12 protein-coding genes and 2 pseudogenes are annotated in these 20,128 nt (G+C 66.7%); 11 read left to right on the top strand and 3 right to left on the bottom strand.

The annotated features are described in order from the left end of the window. Window positions 1-89 precede the first annotated feature (89 nt). Both MBENS4_RS13195 and MBENS4_RS13200 read right to left on the bottom strand, forming a co-directional pair. Window positions 90-1,885, bottom strand: a pseudogene (locus MBENS4_RS13195) (IlvD/Edd family dehydratase). 17 nt (window positions 1,886-1,902) lie between these two features. Beyond that, window positions 1,903-3,027 (bottom strand): aldose epimerase family protein, encoded by a 1,125-nt coding sequence (locus MBENS4_RS13200; protein WP_039391269.1) that lies wholly within the window; start codon window positions 3,025-3,027, stop codon window positions 1,903-1,905. Window positions 3,028-3,209: 182 nt separating this feature from the next. Between MBENS4_RS13200 and MBENS4_RS13205 the strand changes: the two genes are divergently transcribed. Continuing rightward, window positions 3,210-4,544, top strand: coding sequence for a sugar MFS transporter (locus MBENS4_RS13205; RefSeq protein WP_039391271.1), 1,335 nt, complete (start codon window positions 3,210-3,212; stop codon window positions 4,542-4,544). A 135-nt stretch (window positions 4,545-4,679) separates the two neighbouring features. On the opposite strand, the gene MBENS4_RS13210 is transcribed toward MBENS4_RS13205, so the two are convergent. Continuing rightward, on the bottom strand, window positions 4,680-5,459 hold the full coding sequence (locus MBENS4_RS13210; protein ID WP_052322269.1) for a FadR/GntR family transcriptional regulator: 780 nt from the start codon (window positions 5,457-5,459) through the stop codon (window positions 4,680-4,682). A gap of 131 nt (window positions 5,460-5,590) precedes the next feature. On the opposite strand from MBENS4_RS13210, the gene MBENS4_RS13215 reads away from it, so the two are divergent. The 10 genes and pseudogenes from MBENS4_RS13215 (at window position 5,591) to MBENS4_RS13260 (ending at window position 20,048) form a co-directional block, all read left to right on the top strand. After that, a complete protein-coding gene (locus MBENS4_RS13215; protein ID WP_039391273.1) occupies window positions 5,591-7,117 on the top strand; it encodes an aldehyde dehydrogenase (NADP(+)) in 1,527 nt (508 codons plus the stop codon). Window positions 7,118-7,188: 71 nt separating this feature from the next. Next, entirely contained in the window at window positions 7,189-8,184 is a 996-nt protein-coding gene (gene araD1 / locus MBENS4_RS13220) for an AraD1 family protein (protein WP_039391278.1), read from the top strand. A gap of 3 nt (window positions 8,185-8,187) precedes the next feature. Continuing rightward, window positions 8,188-9,114 carry a Gfo/Idh/MocA family protein gene (locus MBENS4_RS13225; RefSeq protein ID WP_039391280.1) on the top strand — a complete coding sequence of 309 codons (927 nt, stop codon included), beginning with the start codon at window positions 8,188-8,190 and terminating at the stop codon, window positions 9,112-9,114. Between the two features lie 26 nt (window positions 9,115-9,140). Next, window positions 9,141-10,708 (top strand): annotated as a pseudogene (locus tag MBENS4_RS13230) (alpha-N-arabinofuranosidase). Further along, complete coding sequence (locus tag MBENS4_RS13235; RefSeq protein ID WP_039391281.1) at window positions 10,705-11,589, top strand: 2-dehydro-3-deoxygalactonokinase; 885 nt, start codon at window positions 10,705-10,707, stop codon at window positions 11,587-11,589. The pseudogene MBENS4_RS13230 and the gene MBENS4_RS13235 overlap by 4 nt, the downstream one beginning before the upstream one ends. Further along, on the top strand, window positions 11,586-12,218 hold the full coding sequence (locus MBENS4_RS13240) for a 2-dehydro-3-deoxy-6-phosphogalactonate aldolase (protein ID WP_039391282.1): 633 nt from the start codon (window positions 11,586-11,588) through the stop codon (window positions 12,216-12,218). The genes MBENS4_RS13235 and MBENS4_RS13240 overlap by 4 nt, the downstream gene beginning before the upstream one ends. A gap of 5 nt (window positions 12,219-12,223) precedes the next feature. Further along, a complete protein-coding gene (locus MBENS4_RS13245; protein ID WP_039391284.1) occupies window positions 12,224-13,246 on the top strand; it encodes an arabinan endo-1,5-alpha-L-arabinosidase in 1,023 nt (340 codons plus the stop codon). Between the two features lie 120 nt (window positions 13,247-13,366). After that, window positions 13,367-14,806, top strand: a complete 1,440-nt coding sequence (locus MBENS4_RS13250) for a glycoside hydrolase family 43 protein (RefSeq protein ID WP_039391287.1) — start codon at window positions 13,367-13,369, stop codon at window positions 14,804-14,806. Window positions 14,807-15,027: 221 nt separating this feature from the next. After that, on the top strand, window positions 15,028-17,892 hold the full coding sequence (locus MBENS4_RS13255; protein ID WP_039391288.1) for a TonB-dependent receptor: 2,865 nt from the start codon (window positions 15,028-15,030) through the stop codon (window positions 17,890-17,892). Window positions 17,893-18,071: 179 nt separating this feature from the next. Beyond that, complete coding sequence (locus MBENS4_RS13260; protein ID WP_242404893.1) at window positions 18,072-20,048, top strand: MGH1-like glycoside hydrolase domain-containing protein; 1,977 nt, start codon at window positions 18,072-18,074, stop codon at window positions 20,046-20,048. The last annotated feature ends 80 nt before the right edge of the window (window positions 20,049-20,128 follow it).

The raw sequence follows: 20,128 nt of genomic DNA on the forward strand, positions 1-20,128 counted from the left end.
CCTTGCGGTGAACGCGAAAAGGGGCGGCCTTCCCGGTGTGGAAGGCCGCCCCTTTCGTGTCGGTTCGTGCCCTGGATCAGGCCCGGATATCAGTGGTTGTCGCGCGGCAGACCACGGGTCTGGTGGATGCGCTGGAACTTCTCGGTGCCCTCGAGGATCATGCCGGTGTTCATCTGGCCCACGATCCCGCGCTGGATTTCCTGCCAGGGAGTCTGCGAGGCGGGGTAGGGGTAGCCACCGCGCGCTTCGAGGTCGGCACGGCGCTGGCTCAGTTCCTCATCCGAAATGAGCACGTCGACGCGGCCCTTGCGAAGGTCCATGCGCACGCGGTCGCCGGTCTGGATGAGGGCAAGGCCGCCCATCGCTGCCGCTTCGGGCGAAGCGTTGAGGATCGAGGGGCTGCCCGAGGTGCCCGACTGGCGCCCGTCGCCGATGCAGGGGAGCGCGCCCACGCCTTCGGTGATGAGGTAGCTGGGCGGACGCATGTTCACGACCTCGGCCGCACCCGGATAGCCGATGGGGCCGGCGCCGCGCATGAACAGCAGCGTGTCGGTGGTGATGCCGACTGAGGGATCGTCGATGCGCGCGTGGTAGTCCTCAGGACCGTCGAACACCACGGCCGGGCCCTCGAAGGCTTCCGGATCGTCGGGGTTCGAGAGGTAGCGTGCGCGGAACTCGTCCGAGATCACGCTGGTCTTCATGATCGCCTGGTCGAACAGGTTGCCGGTCATGACGATGAAGCCCGCTTCCTTCTTGAGCGGGGTGTCGAAGGTCTTGATGACCTTGTCGTCCTCGATCGTGGCGTCGCGGCAGTTGTCGCCGATGGTCTGGCCGTTCGCGGTGATCGCGTCCTCGTTGATGAGGCCCTGGCCCATGAGCTGGGCGACGACCGCAGGCACGCCGCCCGCATGGTAGTAGTCTTCGCCCAGGTACTCGCCAGCGGGCTGCAGGTTCACCAGCAGCGGGATCTTGTGGCCCTTCTCCTCCCAGTCGGTGAGGGGCAGGTCGACGCCGACGTGGCGGGCCAGCGCGGCCAGGTGGATCGGCGCGTTGGTCGAGCCGCCGATGGCCGAGTTTACGCGGATCGCGTTGTGGAAGGCGTCGAGCGTCAGGATGTCGGAGGGCTTGAGGTCCTCGTGCACCATGTCGACGATGCGCTTGCCGGTGCGCCATGCGCATTCCTGGCGGTCGCGGTAGGGCGCGGGGATCGCGGCCGAGCCGGGCAGGGACATGCCCAGCGCCTCGGTCAGCGAGTTCATCGTCGTCGCCGTGCCCATGGTGTTGCAGTAGCCGGTCGAGGGCGCCGAGGAGGAGACGAGCTTGATGAAGCCCTCATCGTCGATCTTGCCCGCGGCCAGCATCTCGCGGGCCTTCCACACGATCGTGCCGGAGCCGGTGCGCTCGCCCTTGTGCCAGCCGTTCAGCATCGGGCCGACCGACAGGGCGATGGCCGGGATGTTGACCGTTGCGGCGGCCATGAGGGCGGCGGGCGTGGTCTTGTCGCAGCCGATCGTCAGCACCACGCCGTCGAGCGGGTAGCCGTAGAGCAGTTCGACGAGGCCGAGGTAGGCGAGGTTGCGGTCGAGCGCGGCGCCCGGACGCTTGCCGGTTTCCTGGATCGGGTGGACCGGGAATTCCATGGGAATGCCGCCCGCCTCGCGGATGCCTTCACGCACGCGCTCGGCCAGCACCAGGTGGTGGCGGTTGCAGGGCGACAGGTCGCTGCCCGACTGGGCGATGCCGATGATCGGCTTGCCTGAGCGCAGCTCTTCCAGCTGATGCCGAAGTTGAGGTAGCGCTCCAGGTAGAGCGCGGTCATGTCGATGTTCTCGGGGTTGTCGAACCAGGCGCGCGAACGCAGCTTGGGTTTGGTCTGATCGGTCATGGTGGGTCTTGCCTTGCTCAACGCTCGACCGAAACGCGATAGACCATGACATGCCGGTAAGGCGTGCCGGGATCGACGCGGGCCGAGACGAAGTTGGAATGGTTGGGCGCATCGGGAAACTTCTGCGGTTCAAGCGCAATGCCGTCGCCCATGCGGTAAAGGTGGCCGTGCTTGCCAAGGAACGTGCCGTCAAGGAAATTGCCGGAGTAAACCTGGAGGCCCGGTTCGGTCGTCAGCACTTCGAGGACGCGGCCCGATTCGGGGTCCGACAGGCGTGCAGCAAGCTCGGGGGTCTTGGTGAGGCCCTTGTCGAGCGCGAAGTTGTGGTCAACCCCGCGGCCGTAGACGATCTGCTGGTCGGTGCCGTCGCGCAGACCCTCTTCCATCGCCTTGCCCGCGCGGAAATCGAACGGGGTGCCCTCGACCGCGGCGAGTTCGCCGGTCGGGATCAGGGTCTCGCTGACCGGGGTGTAGTGGCTGGCGGGCACCGTCAGCACGTTGCCCATCGCGCCTTGCGGCGCACCTTCGCCCGCCATGTTGAAGATGGCGTGGTTGGTCATGTTGATCACGGTCGGCTTGTCGGTGGTCGCGTCGAACGCGATCTGGAGCGTGCCGTGGTCATCGAGCGTGTACGTCACGCGGGCCTGGACAGTTCCGGGATAGCCGGCCTCGCCGTCGGGGCTCGTGCGGGTGAAGATCGCGCGCGCGACCTTGCCCGAGGAGATCTTCTCGACCTTCCAGTTCTGTACGTCGAAGCCCTTGCCGCCGCCGTGCAGCGAGTTTTCGCCGTCGTTCTGGGGGAGCTGGTAGGCCGTGCCGTCGAGCGTGAAGCGGCCGTGGTCGATGCGGTTCGCATAGCGGCCAACCGTGGCGCCCCAGAAGTTGGGATTGTCCTTGAACAGCTGGAGGTCGTCGTAGCCCAGCGTGATGTCGGCAAGTTCGCCGTCACGGTCAGGCGCCATGAACTTCCACAAGGTCGCGCCGAAGGAGAGGATCGTGACCGAGACGCCGTCCGCGCCGGTCAGCGTGACCGAAGTCACCTTGGTGCCGTCGTCCAGCGTGCCCGCGGTGTCCTGGCTCGCCTCGGCGGCGAGGGCAGGCAACGCGCCCGTGGCGGCAAGCGCCATCGCCGCGGTCGACATGAATGCCTTGCTCAATAACCTCACAATCCTGGCTCCCGTAGTATTCTGCAGTCGAATTTTGACTTTCGCGTGATTTTCGTCGGCCATTGACGTGGCCGCTGGCTGCATATAGTCCGACAAATAGATAGAGCGCAAGCCGGATTGCGTCGATGGCACCCGGCCGATGTGACGAGAGGATCACCATGCCTTCAGTTGGAACTTCACCCAGCGCCCCGGTGGCGCAATCGCAGCCTGCGGGCGTGCGGTACGGCCCCGCGCTGGCTCTGCTGGCCAGCCTGTTTTTCATGTGGGGCTTCATTACGGTCATCAACAACACGCTGCTGCCGCACCTGCGCAGTGTGTTCGAACTCAATTACACCCAGACGACTCTCATCGAATCGGTCTGGTTCATTGCCTATTTCGTGGCCTCGATTCCCTCGGCCAAGCTGATCGAGTGGGTCGGCTACAAGAAGTCGCTGGTCATTGGCCTGCTGACCATGGCCGCGGGCGCAGTGGGCATGATGCTGGCCGCGATGATCCCCTCCTACGGCGTGACGCTGGTGATGCTCTTCATCATCGCCAGCGGCATCACCCTGCTGCAGGTGGCGGCGAATCCCTATGTCGCGGTCTGCGGCAAGCCCGAGACCGCCTCGGCGCGCCTCAACCTGGTGCAGGCGCTCAACTCGATGGGCACCATGCTGGCCCCGATGTTCGGCGCCTACCTGATCCTGGGTCGCACCAAGGGCGGCACGGCGGCGGAGGGCGCGGTCGCGCTCACCCAGGCCGAGCGCCTGGCCGACGCGCAGTCGGTCATCCTGCCCTACGCGCTCGTGGCAGGCGTGCTGGTGGTCCTTGCGATCATCATCGCAAGGTTCCCGCTTCCCGCGATGGTCTCGGAAAGCGATGACGCGAAGGAAAAGCGCAAGCACATCATCAACCCGGAACTGTTCAAGCACCGCAACCTGGTGTTCGGCATCCCGGCGATCTTCATCTACCTCATCGCCGAGATCGGCGTGGGCAACCTCTTCATCAACTTCGTCTCGCGCCCCGACATCGGCAACATGTCGCTCGAGCAGGCCGGTCACTACCTGACTTTCCTGTGGGGCGGGATGATGGTGGGCCGCTTCGTCGGCTCGGCGATCATGAGCCGCTTCGATGCCGCGCACGTTCTGGCCGTCTTCTCGGTCGGCGCCTTCCTCACGATGCTGGTGACGAGCTTTGCCGATGGCCATGTCGCGATGTGGTCGCTGATCCTGGTGGGCCTGTTCCACTCGATCATGTTCCCGACCATCTTCACGCTGGGCATCAAGGGTCTGGGCCCGCTCACCGAGGAAGCCTCCGGCCTCCTGGTCATGGCGATCGCAGGCGGCGCGCTGGTCTTCGTGCAGGGCTGGATTGCCGATGCCTATGACCTCCAGACCTCCTTCCTGCTGACCGCGGCCTGCGAGCTTTACGTCCTGTTCTACGCGCTGTGGGGCTCCAAGCCCACGCACGCCGAGCCGGAACCGGAGCCGGAACCGGACGCGCTGTTCGATTAAATTTGCTCTCCCTTCCGTGAGCAAAGTGCCCCGCGGGACCCTTCGTCAGGTTCCGCGGGGCTTTTTCATATGCGGTGCGGGCAAAAGAAAAGGGGGCGCCACGGCCCCCTTTTGCGCGAGTACAGGTGGCGGGTTCTATTCCCCGGTGAGCGCGTCCGGCTGGGCCTGCGGGGCGTCGCGGTCCTCGATGGCGCTGCGGGTGTCTTCCAGCGCGAGGTCGACGAGCACGTTCATCGCGTCGGCCGCCGCGGCCTCGTCGCCCGCCGCGATGGCGTCGTAGACGCGCACGTGGTCGGGGATCGGGTTGCGGGGCAGGGCGCGGGCGCGCTGCTTGAACTGGGTCGTCCAGTTGACCGCCGCGCCGATCGAGGCGCTCAGCACCATCAGCGCGTCGTTGCGCGTGGCGGTGAGGATGGCGTTGTGGAAATCGCGGTCGGCCGCGCGCCCGGCGTCGGTCGTCAGCGTGTGACGGCGCATCGCGGCCAGCGCGTCCTTCATCGTCTTGAGATCGTCCTTGTCGCGGCGCCTTGCCGCAAAGCGTGCGGCGGCGGGCTCGACGATGGCGCGTAGTTCGAACAGCGAGCGCACGAATTCGATGTCGGGTTCGCCCGCGAAGGCCCAGCCCAGCACGTCGGGGTCGAGCAGGTTCCAGCGTTCGCGCGGCAGGACGCGCGTGCCCGCCTTGGGGCGGCTCGCGACAAGGCCCTTGGCCGTCAGCACCTGGATTGCCTCGCGGTAGGCGCTGCGCGAGACTTTCAGCTCCTCGGCAAAGGCCACTTCGCCCGAGAGAACGTCGCCGGGGGCATATTTGCCTGACAAGATGTCGGTGCCCAAACGGTGCGCAATCGCGCCATGAAGCCGGCGCCCCGGTCCGCGCGTTTCATCGGTCTTCCTGGACGTTTCGTCCACCTTCATATTTTTCCCAGTTGTCACAGAAATTCGCACCTCCCACGTGCAACCTACACGCCATCCCGTGCCGAAGGAATGACAAACATTGCGTTTCCTGATCGCACATAATATGTCGGAGTAAATAGGGAGACTTTTCTATGACCGAATTCCGTTCCATCGCAGCCGCAACCGGCGAGCCGCACGGGGACGCCTTTGCCGTCAACACGCCCGCCGATGTCGCTGCGGCCTGCGCCAAGGCGGCGGCTGCGTTCGACACCTACCGGGCGATTGACCTCGAATCGCGCGCCAAGTTCCTCGAGCGAATCGCCGACGAGATCATGGCGCTCGGCGAACCGCTGCTCGAAGCCTACCTTACCGAAAGCGGGCTTCCGCGCGCGCGTTCGGAAGGTGAGCGTGGCCGTACCTGCGGCCAGCTGCGCATGTTCGCCGACGTTGTCCGCAAGGGCCAGTTCCTGCAGATGCGCATCGACCCCGCGCTGCCCGACCGCGCCCCGCCGCGCCCGGACCTGCGCCTGCGCATGATCCCGGTTGGCCCCGTCGCCGTGTTCGGCGCGTCCAACTTCCCGCTCGCCTTCTCGACCGCAGGCGGTGACACCGCCTCGGCGCTCGCCGCCGGGTGCCCGGTTGTCGTGAAGGGCCACCCCGCCCACCCGATCACCGGCAGCCTGATTGCCCAGGCGATCAGCAAGGCGGTCGCCGATTCGGGCCTGCCCGAAGGCGTCTTCCAGCACCTCGTCGGCCCCTCGAACGATCTGGGCGCCGCGCTCGTGCAGGACCCCAACATCATGGCGGTCGGCTTCACCGGCTCGCGTGCGGGCGGTCTTGCCCTCACCAAGCTGGCGCAGGCCCGCGAAGTGCCGATCCCGGTCTACGCCGAGATGTCGGCAATCAACCCGGTCGTGATCCTGCCCGAAGCGCTCAAGGCGCGCGGCGCTGCGCTGGGTGAAGCCTTCGTCGGTTCGCTGTGCATGGGCGCAGGCCAGTTCTGCACCAACCCCGGCCTCGTCGTGACGGTCGAGGGCGATGGCCTTGACGACTTCGTTCAGGCAGCGGCCACGGGCGTCAGCGGTGCCAAGCCGCAGACCATGCTCACCACCGGCATCGCGGACGCCTATGCCAAGGGCGTCGAGAAGCTGGCAGGTGCACCGGGCATCGAGGAAGTCGCGCGCGGCGAAGCCGGTTCGGCCACCACGGGCGGCGCGGTCCTGTTCCAGACCACGGCCGAGAAGTTCCTCGCTGACAAGGCGCTGGGCGAGGAAGTCTTCGGCTCCTCCTCGGTGATCGTGCGCTGCAAGGACGAGGCCGAACTCAAGACCCTCCTCGAAGGTCTCGAAGGCCAGCTTACCGCCACGATCCACATGGACGATGCCGACGAAGGCGCGGCTGCCAAGATCCTGCCCACGCTGGAGCGCAAGGTTGGCCGCATTCTCGTCAACGGCTGGCCCACGGGCGTCGAGGTGTGCCACGCGATGGTCCATGGCGGTCCGTTCCCGTCGACCACCGATGCGCGCACGACCTCGGTCGGCAGCCTTGCCATCGACCGTTACCTGCGTCCGGTGAGCTACCAGAACATGCCGCAGAGCCTGCTCGCGCCCGAACTGCGCGACGCGGCCTTCAGCGACGGCGCGCCGCGTCTCGTCGACGGCAAGCTCACCCTCAACTGATCCAATCCATGCCCCGCAGCGCGCCCACCTCATAAGAAGGCGCGCTGCGGACCTTGGGAGAGACCCCTGACATGACTACTCTTCGCCTGCTGCAGCACCGTGCCGAGGACGGCACCCGTTCCGTCATCCTCGCCGAGGGCGATGCCGCACACGTCCTGACCGGCGTTGCCTCCGTGCGCGAACTCGCGCTGCGCGCCATCGAGGAAGGCAATTCGCTGGCCGCGACCGCACGCGCCTGCGGCATTGGCGATGCCATCGACATCGCGGCCGAGCAGGCGGCGGGCCGCCTCATCGCGCCGATCGACCATGCCGACGAAGCCCACGTGCTGCTGACCGGCACGGGCCTCACCCACTTGGGTTCGGCGGAAGGTCGCAACAAGATGCACCAGGCCGCGGCTTCGGGCGAGAACGTCACCGATTCCATGCGCATGTTCTTGGAAGGCCTCGAAGGCGGCAAGCCCGCTGAGGGCCAGGAAGGCCAGCAGCCGGAATGGTTCTACAAGGGCGACGGCTCGCAGCTGGTCGGCCCCGGTGAGGCGCTCACCATGCCCTCCTTCGCCAAGGATGGCGGCGAGGAGCCCGAACTGGCGGGCATCTACATCATCGGCAATGACGGCCAGCCCTATCGCCTGGGCATCGCGCTGGCCAACGAGTTCTCCGACCACGTGACCGAGCGCCACAACTACCTGTGGCTTGCCCACTCCAAGCTGCGCCAGGCCGCACTGGGCGCCGAGCTGCTGCTGGGCGAAGTTCCCGAGAAGATCGAGGGCACCAGCAAGATCGTGCGCGGCGGCGAGACGATCTGGGAAAAGCCCTTCCTCTCGGGCGAGGGCAACATGTCGCACAGCTTTGCGAACCTGGAGCACCACCACTTCAAGTACGATCTGTTCTGCCGCCCGGGCGACATTCACATCCACTTCTACGGCACCGCGACGCTTTCGTTCAGCGACGGTGTGCAGACGGAGGAAGGCGACGTCTTCGAGATCGCGGCCGCGCCCTTCACCCTGCCGCTCGCCAACCCGCTGGCCCGCGCCGCCGAGCGCGCCGTCACCGTCAAGGCGCTCTGAGCCATGGACCCGATCCGCATTGCCATCGTGGGCCTGGGCAAGATTGCCCGGGACCAGCACATCCCCGCCATTCGCGGCAACGGCAACTTCGACATTGCCGCGACCGTGAGCCCGCACTCCCCGCCGATGGAGGGCATCCCCCAGTTCGCCTCGATCGAGGAGCTGCTGGAAAAGGGCCCTGCGGTCGACGCGGTTGCGCTCTGCACCCCGCCCCAGGTGCGCTACGACATTGCCGTCACGGCGCTGAAGGCGGGCATGCACGTCTTCCTCGAAAAGCCGCCGGGCGCCACGCTCGCCGAAGTCGAGGCGCTCAAGGACCGCGCGGACAAGGTCGGCGTCACGCTCTTTGCTTCGTGGCACTCGCGCTTTGCGGCCGGTGTTGCGCCTGCGCGCGCCTGGCTTGCCGAGCGCACCGTCACGAGCGCGAAGATCGTCTGGCGTGAGGACGTGCGCGTGTGGCACCCGGGGCAGGACTGGATCTGGCAGCCGGGCGGCCTTGGCGTCTTCGATCCGGGCATCAACGCGCTCTCGATCATCACCCACATCCTGCCGCGCCCGATGTTCCTCAAGGACGCGACGCTGAGCCTTCCGGCCAACCGCGCCGCACCGATTGCCGCCGACATCGATTTCCAGGACACGGCGGGCGCGCCGATCCACATGGACCTCGACTGGCGCCAGACCGGCCCGCAGTCCTGGGACATCACCGTCGAGACCGACGCGGGCGAGCTCAAGCTCTCCAGCGGCGGCGCGGTGCTGACCCTGCCGAGCGGGACCGAGCGTAACGAGGACCTGGAATACGCCGGGCTCTACGCGCGCTTTGCCAACCTCATCCGCGGCGGGCGCAGCGACGTCGATGTCGCGCCGATGCGGCTGGTCGCCGACGCCTTCCTGCGCGGCAAGCGCGAGACGGTTGACGAATTCCACGACTAAGAACGCCCTGGGAGGGGATAGAAGACATGATGAAGGCATTTCGCCACACCGCCGCCACCCTGCTTCTGGGGGCGAGCGTCTTTGCAAGCACGGGCGTCCTGGCCGACACCGCCGGGACCCCGACGCGCGCGACGATCCACGCCGATACGCCGGGCCCGGTCTACGACAAGGACATCTTCACCCAGTTTGCCGAGCATCTGGGTGAGGGCATCTACGGCGGCCTGTGGGTCGGCGAGGACAGCGCGATCCCCAACACCAACGGGTTTCGCAACGACGTGGTCGGCGCGCTGCGCGATCTCTCGGTGCCGGTCATCCGCTGGCCGGGCGGCTGCTTTGCCGACGAGTACCACTGGCGCGAGGGCGTGGGTCCGAGGAAGGACCGTCCGACCAAGGTCAACACCCACTGGGGCGGCGTGACCGAGCCCAACACCGTGGGCACGCACGAGTTCTTCGAGCTGACCCGCCAGGTCGGCGCAGAGGCCTATGTCGCGGGCAACGTGGGCAACGGCTCGCCGCGCGAAATGGCCGAGTGGATCGAATACATGACCGCGCCTGCGGGCACGTTGGCGCAAGAGCGCGCGGAAAACGGCCACAAGGAGCCCTGGAAGGTCAAGTACTTCGGGGTTGGCAATGAACTGTGGGGCTGCGGGGGCAACATGCGTCCCGAGTACGCGGCCGATGTCACGCGCCGTTACTCCACCTTCATCAAGCCGCCTGCGGACACGAAGATCCTCAAGGTCGCGGCGGGCGCCAATGTGGAAGACTACAACTGGACCGAGCAGATGATGAAGATCGCGGGCAACATGCTCGATGGTCTCTCGCTGCACTACTACGTCCACCCCGCAGGGGCTGGCCGCCGCGCGCACCCGCCGTCGACTTCGACGAGAGCGGCTGGGCCGACGCGCTCCACGAAGCCTGGCGCATGGATGAGCTGATCACCAAGCACAGCGCGATCATGGACAAGTACGATCCCGAGAAGCGCCTGTTCCTGGCCGTGGACGAATGGGGTTCGTGGTATGCCCAGGACGAGGGCACGCACCCCGGCTTCCTGCGCCAGCAGAACACCATGCGCGACGCGCTGATCGCCGCGATCAACCTCGACATCTTCGCCAAGCACGCCGACCGCGTGCGCATGACCGCCATCGCGCAGATGGTGAACGTGCTCCAGGCGATGATCTTCACCAAAGACGACCAGATGGTGCTGACGCCCACCTACCACGTCTTTGAGATGTACAAGCCCTGGCAGGACGCGACCGTGCTGCCGATCGACATCCAGACGCCGACCTACAAGGTGGGGGACTACACGCTTCCTGCCGTCAGCGGTTCGGCGGTCAAGGGCAAGGACGGCAAGATCCACGTCGGCCTCTCCAACGCCGATGCGAAGGAGGCGAACACCGTCACCATCGCGCTCGACGGCGTGAAGGCGGGCAAGGTCTCGGGTCGTATCCTGACGGCGGGCGCGATCAACGCGCACAACACCTTCGAGAACCCCGAGGCGGTGAAGCCCGCCGCGTTCAACGGCGCGCGGGTGAAGGGCGGCACGCTCACCGTCACCCTTCCGGCGAAGTCCGTCGTGGTGCTCGAACTGCAATGAGCGGCGCGCGCGTCCTTGGCGATTGGGGCACGACCCACCTTCGGCTCTACCGGGTCGAGGACGGGCGTGTCACCGACAGGCTCGACGGTCCCGGCGCGCTGAGCGCCGATCCCGCCGGTATCCTTGCCGCGCGCCTGGCGCAGTGGCAGGAGCAGGGCCCGCTCGAGGACGTGGTGCTGTGCGGCATGGCGGGCGCGAAGGGCGCGCTCGTCGATGCCGGGTACGTCACGTGCCCGGCCCGTCGCGACGACTGGCTGGCCGGACCCACCCGCACCACCGTGGCCGGACTTCCCGTCACCGTGCTGGCGGGCGTGTGCGGCCACATGGGCGGCGTGGTGCCCGATGTGATGCGCGGCGAGGAAACGCAGATCTTCGGCGCCATCGCGCTCCAGCCCGAACTGGGTGAGGGGCGTCACCTGATCGTCCTGCCCGGCACCCACTGCAAGTGGGTCGAAGTGACGGACGGCGTGCTGACCGGCTTTCGCACCCATCCCACCGGCGAGCTTTTCGCGCTCCTCACCGGCCACTCGACACTGACCGGCCCGGACACGGATGGGGAGGGACGTTTCGAGGATGGCTTCGCGCGCGGCCTCGAACGCGCGGGCGAACCGCTGACCGGCGCTCTCTTCGAGGCGCGCGCGGGGCGTCTGCTCGATGGCCGCTCCAAGGCGTGGTCGCACGGCTACCTCTCTGCGCTTCTGATCGGCGGCGAAGTCGTCGCCGAGGCGAACGCGGGGGCCTCGGTGGTTCTCATCGGCGATGGCAAGATCGTCGATCTCTACGAAAAGGCGCTTCCCCTTTCCGCCGCCGTGGCGCAGCGGATTGATGGCGAGGCGGCCGTACTGGCGGGCCTCGCGCTCGCCACAGGAGTGAAGGCATGAAGATCGCAGACGTTCTGGCGCAGGGCGCCGTCCCGGTAGTGGCCATCCTGCGCGGGGTCGAAACCCACGAAGTCGTCGCCATCGGCGAGGCGCTGGTGGACGCGGGCGTGCGCCTGATCGAGGTGCCGTTCAACTCGCCCGATCCGGCCGGCTCCATCGCCGCGCTGTCCGCCGCGCTCGAAGACCGCGCGGCCATCGGCGGGGGCACCGTCATCTCCACCGGGCTGGCCGAGGATCTTGCAGGGGCCGGCGGCACCTTCATGGTCTCCCCCAACACCGACCGCGCGGTCATCACCCATTCGCTGCAACTGGGCATGGATGTCCTGCCCGGCTTCCTCACCCCGACCGAGGCGTTTGCGGCGGTGTCCGCAGGTGCGCACGACCTCAAGCTCTTCCCCGGCTCGGTCCTGGGCGCGTCCTACGTGAAGGCGATTCTGGACGTGCTGCCCCGCGACACGCGCGTCTGGGCCGTGGGGGGCGTGGGCCCGGCCAACATTGCCGAATACCGCAAGGCCGGGGTCTTCGGCATCGGTGTGGGCGGCAGCCTTTACAAGCCCGGTGACACGCCCGCGCAGGTGGGCGAAAAGGCGCGCGCGCTCGTCGCCGCCTGGGCCGCGAGCGAGGGGTGAGGGCGATGGTCCGCACATTCTCCCGATTTCTGGCCCTAGGTGCGCTGGCGCTTGCGATGGGCGTTTCGGCCAAGGCGCCGGAGGCCGACGCTCCGGTCCTGAACGACCGGCTGACGGGCGCGCTCGCCCCCACGCACGACCCCGTCCTGATCCGCGAGGGCGACACCTACTACGTTTTCAACACGATAGGCCGCTACATCGGCATCAAGACCTCGAAGGACCTCGTCCATTGGCAGGAGGCCGGTTCGGTCTTCGCTGAGCTTCCCGAGTGGGCGACGAAGGCGGTCCCGGGCACCGAGGGGATCTGGGCGCCTGACATCCGGCGCGTGAATGGCGAATACCGCCTATACTACTCGGTCTCGACCTTCGGCTCGAACCGTTCGGCGATCGGCCTTGCGACCGCCAAGACGCTGGACCCGGCCTCGAAGGACTATGGCTGGAGCGACAAGGGCCTTGTCGTCCAGTCGACCCACGCCGACGATTTCAACGCCATCGACCCCAACCTGGTGATCGATGAAAAGGGCGGGCAGTGGCTCTCGCTCGGCAGCTTCTGGACGGGTATCAAGCTCTTCGCCGTGAACCCTGCGACCGGCAAGGTCGATGCGGGCACCCGGCCTGTTTCCATCGCGCGCCGTCCGGCTCCGGCCGGGGCGCCCGCGCCGGTCGAGGCGCCGTTCATCCTCAACCACGGCGGCTGGTACTACCTCCTCGTCAGCTACGACTATTGCTGCAAGGGCGTGAACTCCACCTACTACACCGTGATGGGCCGGTCGCGCGACGTGAAGGGGCCCTATCTCGGCAAGGACGGCTCGAAGCTGATGGAGGGCGGCGGCTCGATCCTGCTGCGCGCGGACCTGGAAGAGAAGGAGCGCTTCCGCGGCCCCGGCCACGTCGGCGCCTTCACCGACACCGATGGCACCACCTATCTCGTCTACCACGCCTACGACCGCGAGGCGAACGGCGCGCCCACGCTGCGCATCGCGCCCCTGACCTGGGACGCGGACGGCTGGCCCGTGGCGCAGTACTGAACACCACCAACTGGCCCCCCGCATCCACGCGGGGCGGGGGGCCGTTTTTTGATGCTTTTGCCGCGATCCGGCCTCCGCAAGAGAGGCCCCTCGCGCCCGACCAGAGACCGGAGAGGACTTATGCCGTTTTCCCTTTCGCGCCGCACTTTTGCCCTTGGCGCCGCGCTTCTTCCCATCGCCTGCAGCGAAGCGGGCCGCACGGTCCTTGCCGGCGGCGAAGACGCCGATGGCGCCGCCACCCCCGCCGTTCCGGTCAACCCGCTGGTCAAGAACCGCGCCGACGCGCAGATCTTCCTCCACACCGACGGCTACTACTACATGACCGGCTCGGTGCCTGAGTACGACCGTCTCGTCCTGCGCCGTGCGAAGACGCTGGCGGGCCTCACCGATGCCGAAGAGCGCGTGCTGTGGCGCCACGAGGAGGAGGGGCCGCTCTCCGGATTCATCTGGGCGCCCGAAATGCACCAGATCGACGGGCGCTGGTACGTCTACTTCGCCGCAGGCCCTTCGGGCGGCGGTGAGGACGTCTTCCGCATCCGCACCTACGCGGTCGAATGCGCGGGCGAGGACCCGATGACGGGCGAGTGGTCGGTGAAGGGCGAATTCAAGGCGCCCTGGGACAGCTTCAACCTTGATTCCAAGGTCTTCGTCCACCGCGGGGAACGCTACTTCACCTGGGCCCAGCGCGAGCCGGGCATCGAGACCAATTCCAACCTCTATATCGCGAAGATGACCGGCCCGCTGACGGTGGGCCCGGCAACCCGCCTTTCGGTCCCGACCTACGACTGGGAAATCCGGGGCTTCAAGGTCAACGAGGGTGCCGCCGTGCTGGAGAACGCGGGCAAGCTCTACATGACCTATTCGGCCAGCGCGACCGACGACCGTTACTGCCTGGGCATGCTCTCCATCGACGCCGAGGCCGATCTCCTTGTCGCCGAGAACTGGACCAAGTCGCCCGAGCCGGTCTTCCAGACCAGCGTCGCGACCTCGGTCTATGGCCCGGGCCACAACGACTTCACGGTCGACGAGAAGGGGCGGCCGATGCTCGTCTACCATGGCCGCGACTACAAGGAGATCGAGGGCGATCCGCTGTTCAACCCGGACCGCCACACCCGCGTCCAGCGCGTCTATTTCGATGAAAAGGGCGTCCCCGATTTCGGCGTGCCGGTGGGCAATGGCCCGCTGCCCGAACGTTTCATCAGCGAGGCCGCCGACGGCGCGTTCCTGGCGCATGAGGACGAGGCACTGGTGATCGGGGCTCCCGCGCTGCCCCAGACCCAGATCCGTTCGCTTCCCGTCAAGGATGGCACCGTCCAGCTCTCCCCGATCCTGCTGCGCGAGTTGTGTCTCACCGTGAGCGAGGATGGCGCCTGCACGCTGGCGCCGCGCGCCGAAGGCGGCGCGCAGGACGGGGCCGACCGCTTCCGCCGCAAGGTGGAGGGGGAAGGCAAGGTGCGCTTCGAGTCGGTGGCGCAGGCCGGAAAGGGGCTTGCCGCAATCGACGGCAAGGTCGCCCTGGCACCGCTCTCGGACCCGCGCACGCTGTGGACCGTGGACTGATACATTCGTTCTAAAACTCGGACAATAATGTCGCGGATTTGCGCGGTTTTGTGAGGGAGTGTGGCGCGCAGTGATGCGAAGATGCCACGCTCCCTTACGAGTTGCTGAATTGTAAGGCAGGCTTGCACTTTTCGCTTGCACAAAATAACTCCGACAAATAATCAGGCCCCCACGAACACGGCGCAGGAACCGCTGCGCGCTTAAAATTGGGAGGGTTGATCATGGCATTCCGGCCATTCGCATTCTGCACAGCTTCTGTTCTGGCCCTGGGCATCGCCGGCGTGGCGAACGCGCAGGAGGCCGCCCCCGCCCCGCAGGCCGATGGAGCCAGCGACCCCAGCGCCGAGGAAATCATCGTCACGGGCGTGCGCGCCTCGATCCTGGGCGCGCTCAACGTGCGCAAGAACAACGTCCAGATCGTCGATTCGATCGTGTCGGAAGACGTCGGCAAGCTGCCCGACAACAACGTCGTCGAGGCGCTCCAGCGCGTCACCGGCATCCAGATCACCGACCGCGCGAGCGGTGAGGCGCAGACCGTCACCATTCGCGGGTTGAACGACCCCGTCACCACGCTGAACGGCATCAACGTCTTCACCGCATCGGGCCAGAGCTTCTCGCTCCAGGACATCCCGGCGAACCTTGTGAAGCAGGTCAACGTCTTCAAGACTCGTTCGGCCGACCAGCTGGAAACCGGCCTTGCCGGCCAGATCGACGTCAAGACCCGCCGTCCCTTCGACTTCAGCGGCTTTGCCGTGTCGGGCCAGGCGCGCGGCACCTATGACGAGATCGCCGACACCTTCAATCCGAGCGGCGCGCTGCTGGTCGCGGACAGCTGGGACACGGGCATCGGGCGCATCGGTGTCCTTGTGAACGCCAGCTACATCCGCGCCAAGTACCGCACCGAAAGCGCGACCGCGGGCGCGCTCGTGCCCTTCCTCACCGACAGCAACCTGCCCACCGTCAGCTCGGCGCCGGGCGCCTGCGCGGGTGGTGCGGCTTGGGTCCCCTACGAGCGGATTCAGCCCAGCGACTGCCGCAGCGTGACCGCGGGCAATCCCGACGGCAACATCTGGCAGCCGGGCCTCAACGCCGGTCTCTCCACCGATCCGGGCGCCACGCTCAACATCAACGGCCAGGACGTGCCCTATGTCCTGTCGCGCGACGCGGTGTTCTCCTCGGACCTCTACGGCAAGCGTGAGCGCCCCGCGTTCAACGCCGCGCTGCAGTGGGCGCCCAACTCCAGCTCGGTCTACACCGCCGAGATGTTCTATACGGGCTACCGCTCCGAGACCTTCAACAGCCTCCAGTTCAGCTTCGTCGACTGGTGGGGCAACCCCGGCGCGGTCGAGCTTTACGATGGCACCAACATCGTCAAGTCGCGCACCGTGGGCGATGTCTACGGCTTCAATTCGGCTGACCTCAACAAGTCGAAGACCGACAGCTACGTCTACCACCTCAACGGAGCGTGGGAAGTCGGCGACGGCGATGGCAAGATCACCAGCGACCTCGCCTACCAGACCAGCACGTTCGAAAGCTCGTTCATCGCGATGCGCACGAGCCGCGTGGCCGACGAGATCACTGCCGACTTCAACGCGGGCGGCGGCATTCCTTCCTACCACTTCTCGGACGACAGCCTGCTGACGCAGCCCTCGACCTGGGCCGTGGGCGAGCTGTACGACAACGCCAACAAGGACAAGGGCAGCGCGCTCACCGGCAAGCTCGATGGCTACTACGGCTTCTACGAGGGCTTCCTGCGCCGCGTCGCTGCGGGCCTTCGCGTCGACCGTCGCAAGGCGGCCAGCTACATCCGCACCGGCGATGCCGTGGCGCTGGGTGGTAACCTGACCGACCTGCCCGAAGAGGCCCTGTTCACCAACTCAGGCTTCTTCAAGGGCGAGGGCGACCTGCCGCGCAGCTGGGTCAACATCGACGGCAACTGGCTCTACGACAACGCGGACATGGTGCGCGGGCTCTATGGCCGTCCCACCAGCGACGAGCTTTCGCTCGGCCAGACCTTCGGCATCGAGGAAACCACGATGTCGGGCTACGTGATGGCCGACGCGCAGATCTCGATCTTCGGCAACCCGCTCGATCTCCAGGCGGGCGTGCGCTACGTCAACATCGACACCGATTACGACTTCTACGACCGCCTCGACAACTTCGCGCGCAGCTCGGTTTCGCGCGGGTCGGCCAAGTTCCTGCCCAGCTTCACCGCGCGCTACGAGATCACCCGCGATCTGCGCCTGCGCTTCAACTACGGTGAGACCCTGCGCCGTCCCAACTTCACCGACGTCAACCCGACCTACCAGCTGACGGGTGACCTCACCAACGTGGGCTACGGCAGCGGTTCGGCCGGTACGGCCACGCTCAACCCGACGCATTCGAAGAACATCGACGTTGCGATCGAGTGGTACTTCGAGCCCAACAGCGCGATCACGGTCACCGGCTTCCGCCGCGAGATCTCAGGGCTTGTCGTGCCGATCTCGAGCTACGAGTACATCCCGAACAACGACATCGAGGCGGGCGCGACCGACTACTTCACGATCACCCGCCCGGCCAACGCTTCGGACGGCGTGCTCAAGGGCGTCGAAGTGGGCCTGACCTACTTCCCGACCTACCTGCCCAGCGTTCTGGACGGCCTGGGCTTCCAGGGCAGCCTGACGGTGCTCGACTCCAACCAGACGATCCCCGAGACCAACCAGCTGGGCGAAGTCGTGGGCTACACGCAGTCGGACTTCTTCAACGTCTCGAAGCTCTCGTACAACGCGACGCTCGCCTACCAGCGCGGTCCCATCGGCGCACGTCTGTCGTACGTGTGGCGCAAGGGCTTCCTGCACAACAACGAGGCGCGTCTCTTCGCCAACCCGATTGGCGTGTGGTACAAGTCCTCGGGCTACATGGACTTCCAGCTGACCGCCAACGTGACGGACGACATCGCGCTGACCTTCGATGCGCGCAACCTCACCAAGGAAAACCAGCAGAGCTTCTACAAGTACGGCGCGGCCGGCGGCGCGGAGACGATGAACCTGGGCACTACCCTGGTTCCGCGCACCTTCGCCATCGGCGCGCGCTTCACCTTCCAGTAAGCACTTTGGCGATCCCGGACCTGCCCCTCGCTTTTGCCATTCTGCGAAGGGGAGAGGGGCCGGGATCGGCATGAGGCGACCGTTTTCCCGGGGCACATTCTCCTCTCCCGACGCCCCGGGGGGACGGTCGCCTCTTCCTTTTCAAGGGACCATTCCTTCCAGACGACGGGGCACAGAGCATGATCGCACGAACGGCACGGGCACTTGGGACCAGCGCGCTGCTGGCCGGAACGGCAACGCTTCTGGCGGGCGCCGCGCCGCCTGCGGCTCCGGTGATGGCTCCGATCATGGCGGCAGCCACCGTCGCGCCCTCCGCCGTCCCCGCGCTCGACACCCGGGCCATCGCCCGCGCGCGTTTTGGCAACGATGCGCCCTGGTACGAGGATCGCATCCCCTTCTTCGAAAGCGCGGACCCCAAGATCGACGCGGTCTGGTACTACCGCTGGTCGATCTACCGCGCGCACCAGCGCGACCTGGGCGCGAAGGGCTTCATCACCACCGAGTTCGCCGACGATGTGGGCTGGCAGCGTGAGCCCTACGCCAGCCTCAACGATGCGAGCGGCTTTCACATCGCCGAGGGGCGCTGGCTCAACGACCGGCGCTTTGTCAGCGACTACATCGACTTCATGTACGAGGGCGGCAACGACCGCCACTTCACCGATCACATGGCGGACTCGACCTGGGGGCGCTACCTCGTCGATGGTGACCGCGCGGCGGTGACCCGCCACCTCAAGGTGATGCGCCATATCTACGGCCTCTGGGAAGACCACATGGACTGGTCCAAGGGGCTCTACTGGGTCGAACCGCTGCTCGATGCGACCGAGTACACCGTCTCCTCCATCGACGCCTCGGGCGGCAAGGACGGCTTTGGCGGCGGACATGCGTTCCGTCCCTCGGTCAACAGCTACATGATCGCCAACGCCCGCGCGATTGCGCGCATCGCGGAGATGACCGGCGACACAGCGCTGGCCGAGGAGTTCGAAGGCAAGGCGAAGGCGCTGCAGGATCGCATGGTGGCGGACCTGTGGAACCCGCAGCTGGCGCACTTCACCGACCGCTACCGCACCCACAACGAACACGTCTCCTACTGGGACTTCATCCGCGCGCGCGAGCTTGTCGGCTTCCTGCCCTGGATGTTCGATGCCGTGCCCGACGAGGCCAAGTACGCGCAGGCCTGGGCGCACCTGCTCGATCCCCAGATGCTGGCAGGTGAGGCCGGGATGCGCACGGTCGAACAGTCCTACGAATACTACATGCGCCAGTACCGCTATCTGGGCGATGCGCGTGAGTGCCAGTGGAACGGTCCGATCTGGCCCTACCAGACGACGCAGGTGCTGACCGGCATGGCCAATCTCCTCGACCACTACGAGGAGACGGGGCCGGTCACGCGCAGCACCTACATGCGCCTCCTGCGCCAGTACACGCAGCTCCATTTCCAGGGCGACAAACTGGATCTGGAGGAGGATTACGATCCGGCGACGGGCAAGCCCATCGTCGGGCTCGACCGCAGCCACCACTATTTCCACTCGGGCTACAACGACCTGATCCTGACCGGGGTTGTCGGCATCCGCCCGCGCGCCGATGACGTGCTGGAGGTGAACCCGCTGCTGCCCCAGGCGGGCGATCCCGAGGCCTTGCCCTGGTTCCATGTCGAGCGCGTGCCCTACCACGGCCATATGATCTCGGTGACCTGGGACGCGGATGGATCGCACTATGGCAAGGGTGCGGGGCTGACCGTCGCGGCCGATGGCAAGGTGCTGGCCCACCGCGCGGATCTGGGCCGGATCGAGGTGCCGCTCGCCCGTAAGGCGCTTGCGCCCATCGTGCGCGAAACCAACCACGCGGTGCAACTGGTGCGTGGCGACTTCCCCAAGGCGAGCGCGTCGAGCGGGGCCGAGGCGGAGAACCTGCACGACGGGATCGACGGTCGCCTCTGGTTCTACCCTGAGCTTCCCAACGGCTGGACCTCCGCGGCGGGAACGGCTGCGCAGTGGTACGCGGTCGACTTTGGCGCGCCCCAGCCGGTTTCCTCGGTAAAGCTGGCCTTCTTCGACAACGGCGCGGACATCCGCGCGCCGGGCAAGGTCACACTCGAGGCTGGCAGGACGGCGCCTGGCGTGAACTGGGTTCGGCAACGCCGCTCGCCAATGGCGTGACGACGCTCACCTTCACCGCACGCCAACTCACCAAGGTGCGCGCGGTGATGACGCCCACGCAGGGCAAGGCGATCCGTATT

Source organism: Novosphingobium sp. MBES04 (assembly GCF_000813185.1).
GTDB classification, from domain to species: Bacteria; Pseudomonadota; Alphaproteobacteria; order Sphingomonadales; family Sphingomonadaceae; genus Novosphingobium; species Novosphingobium decolorationis.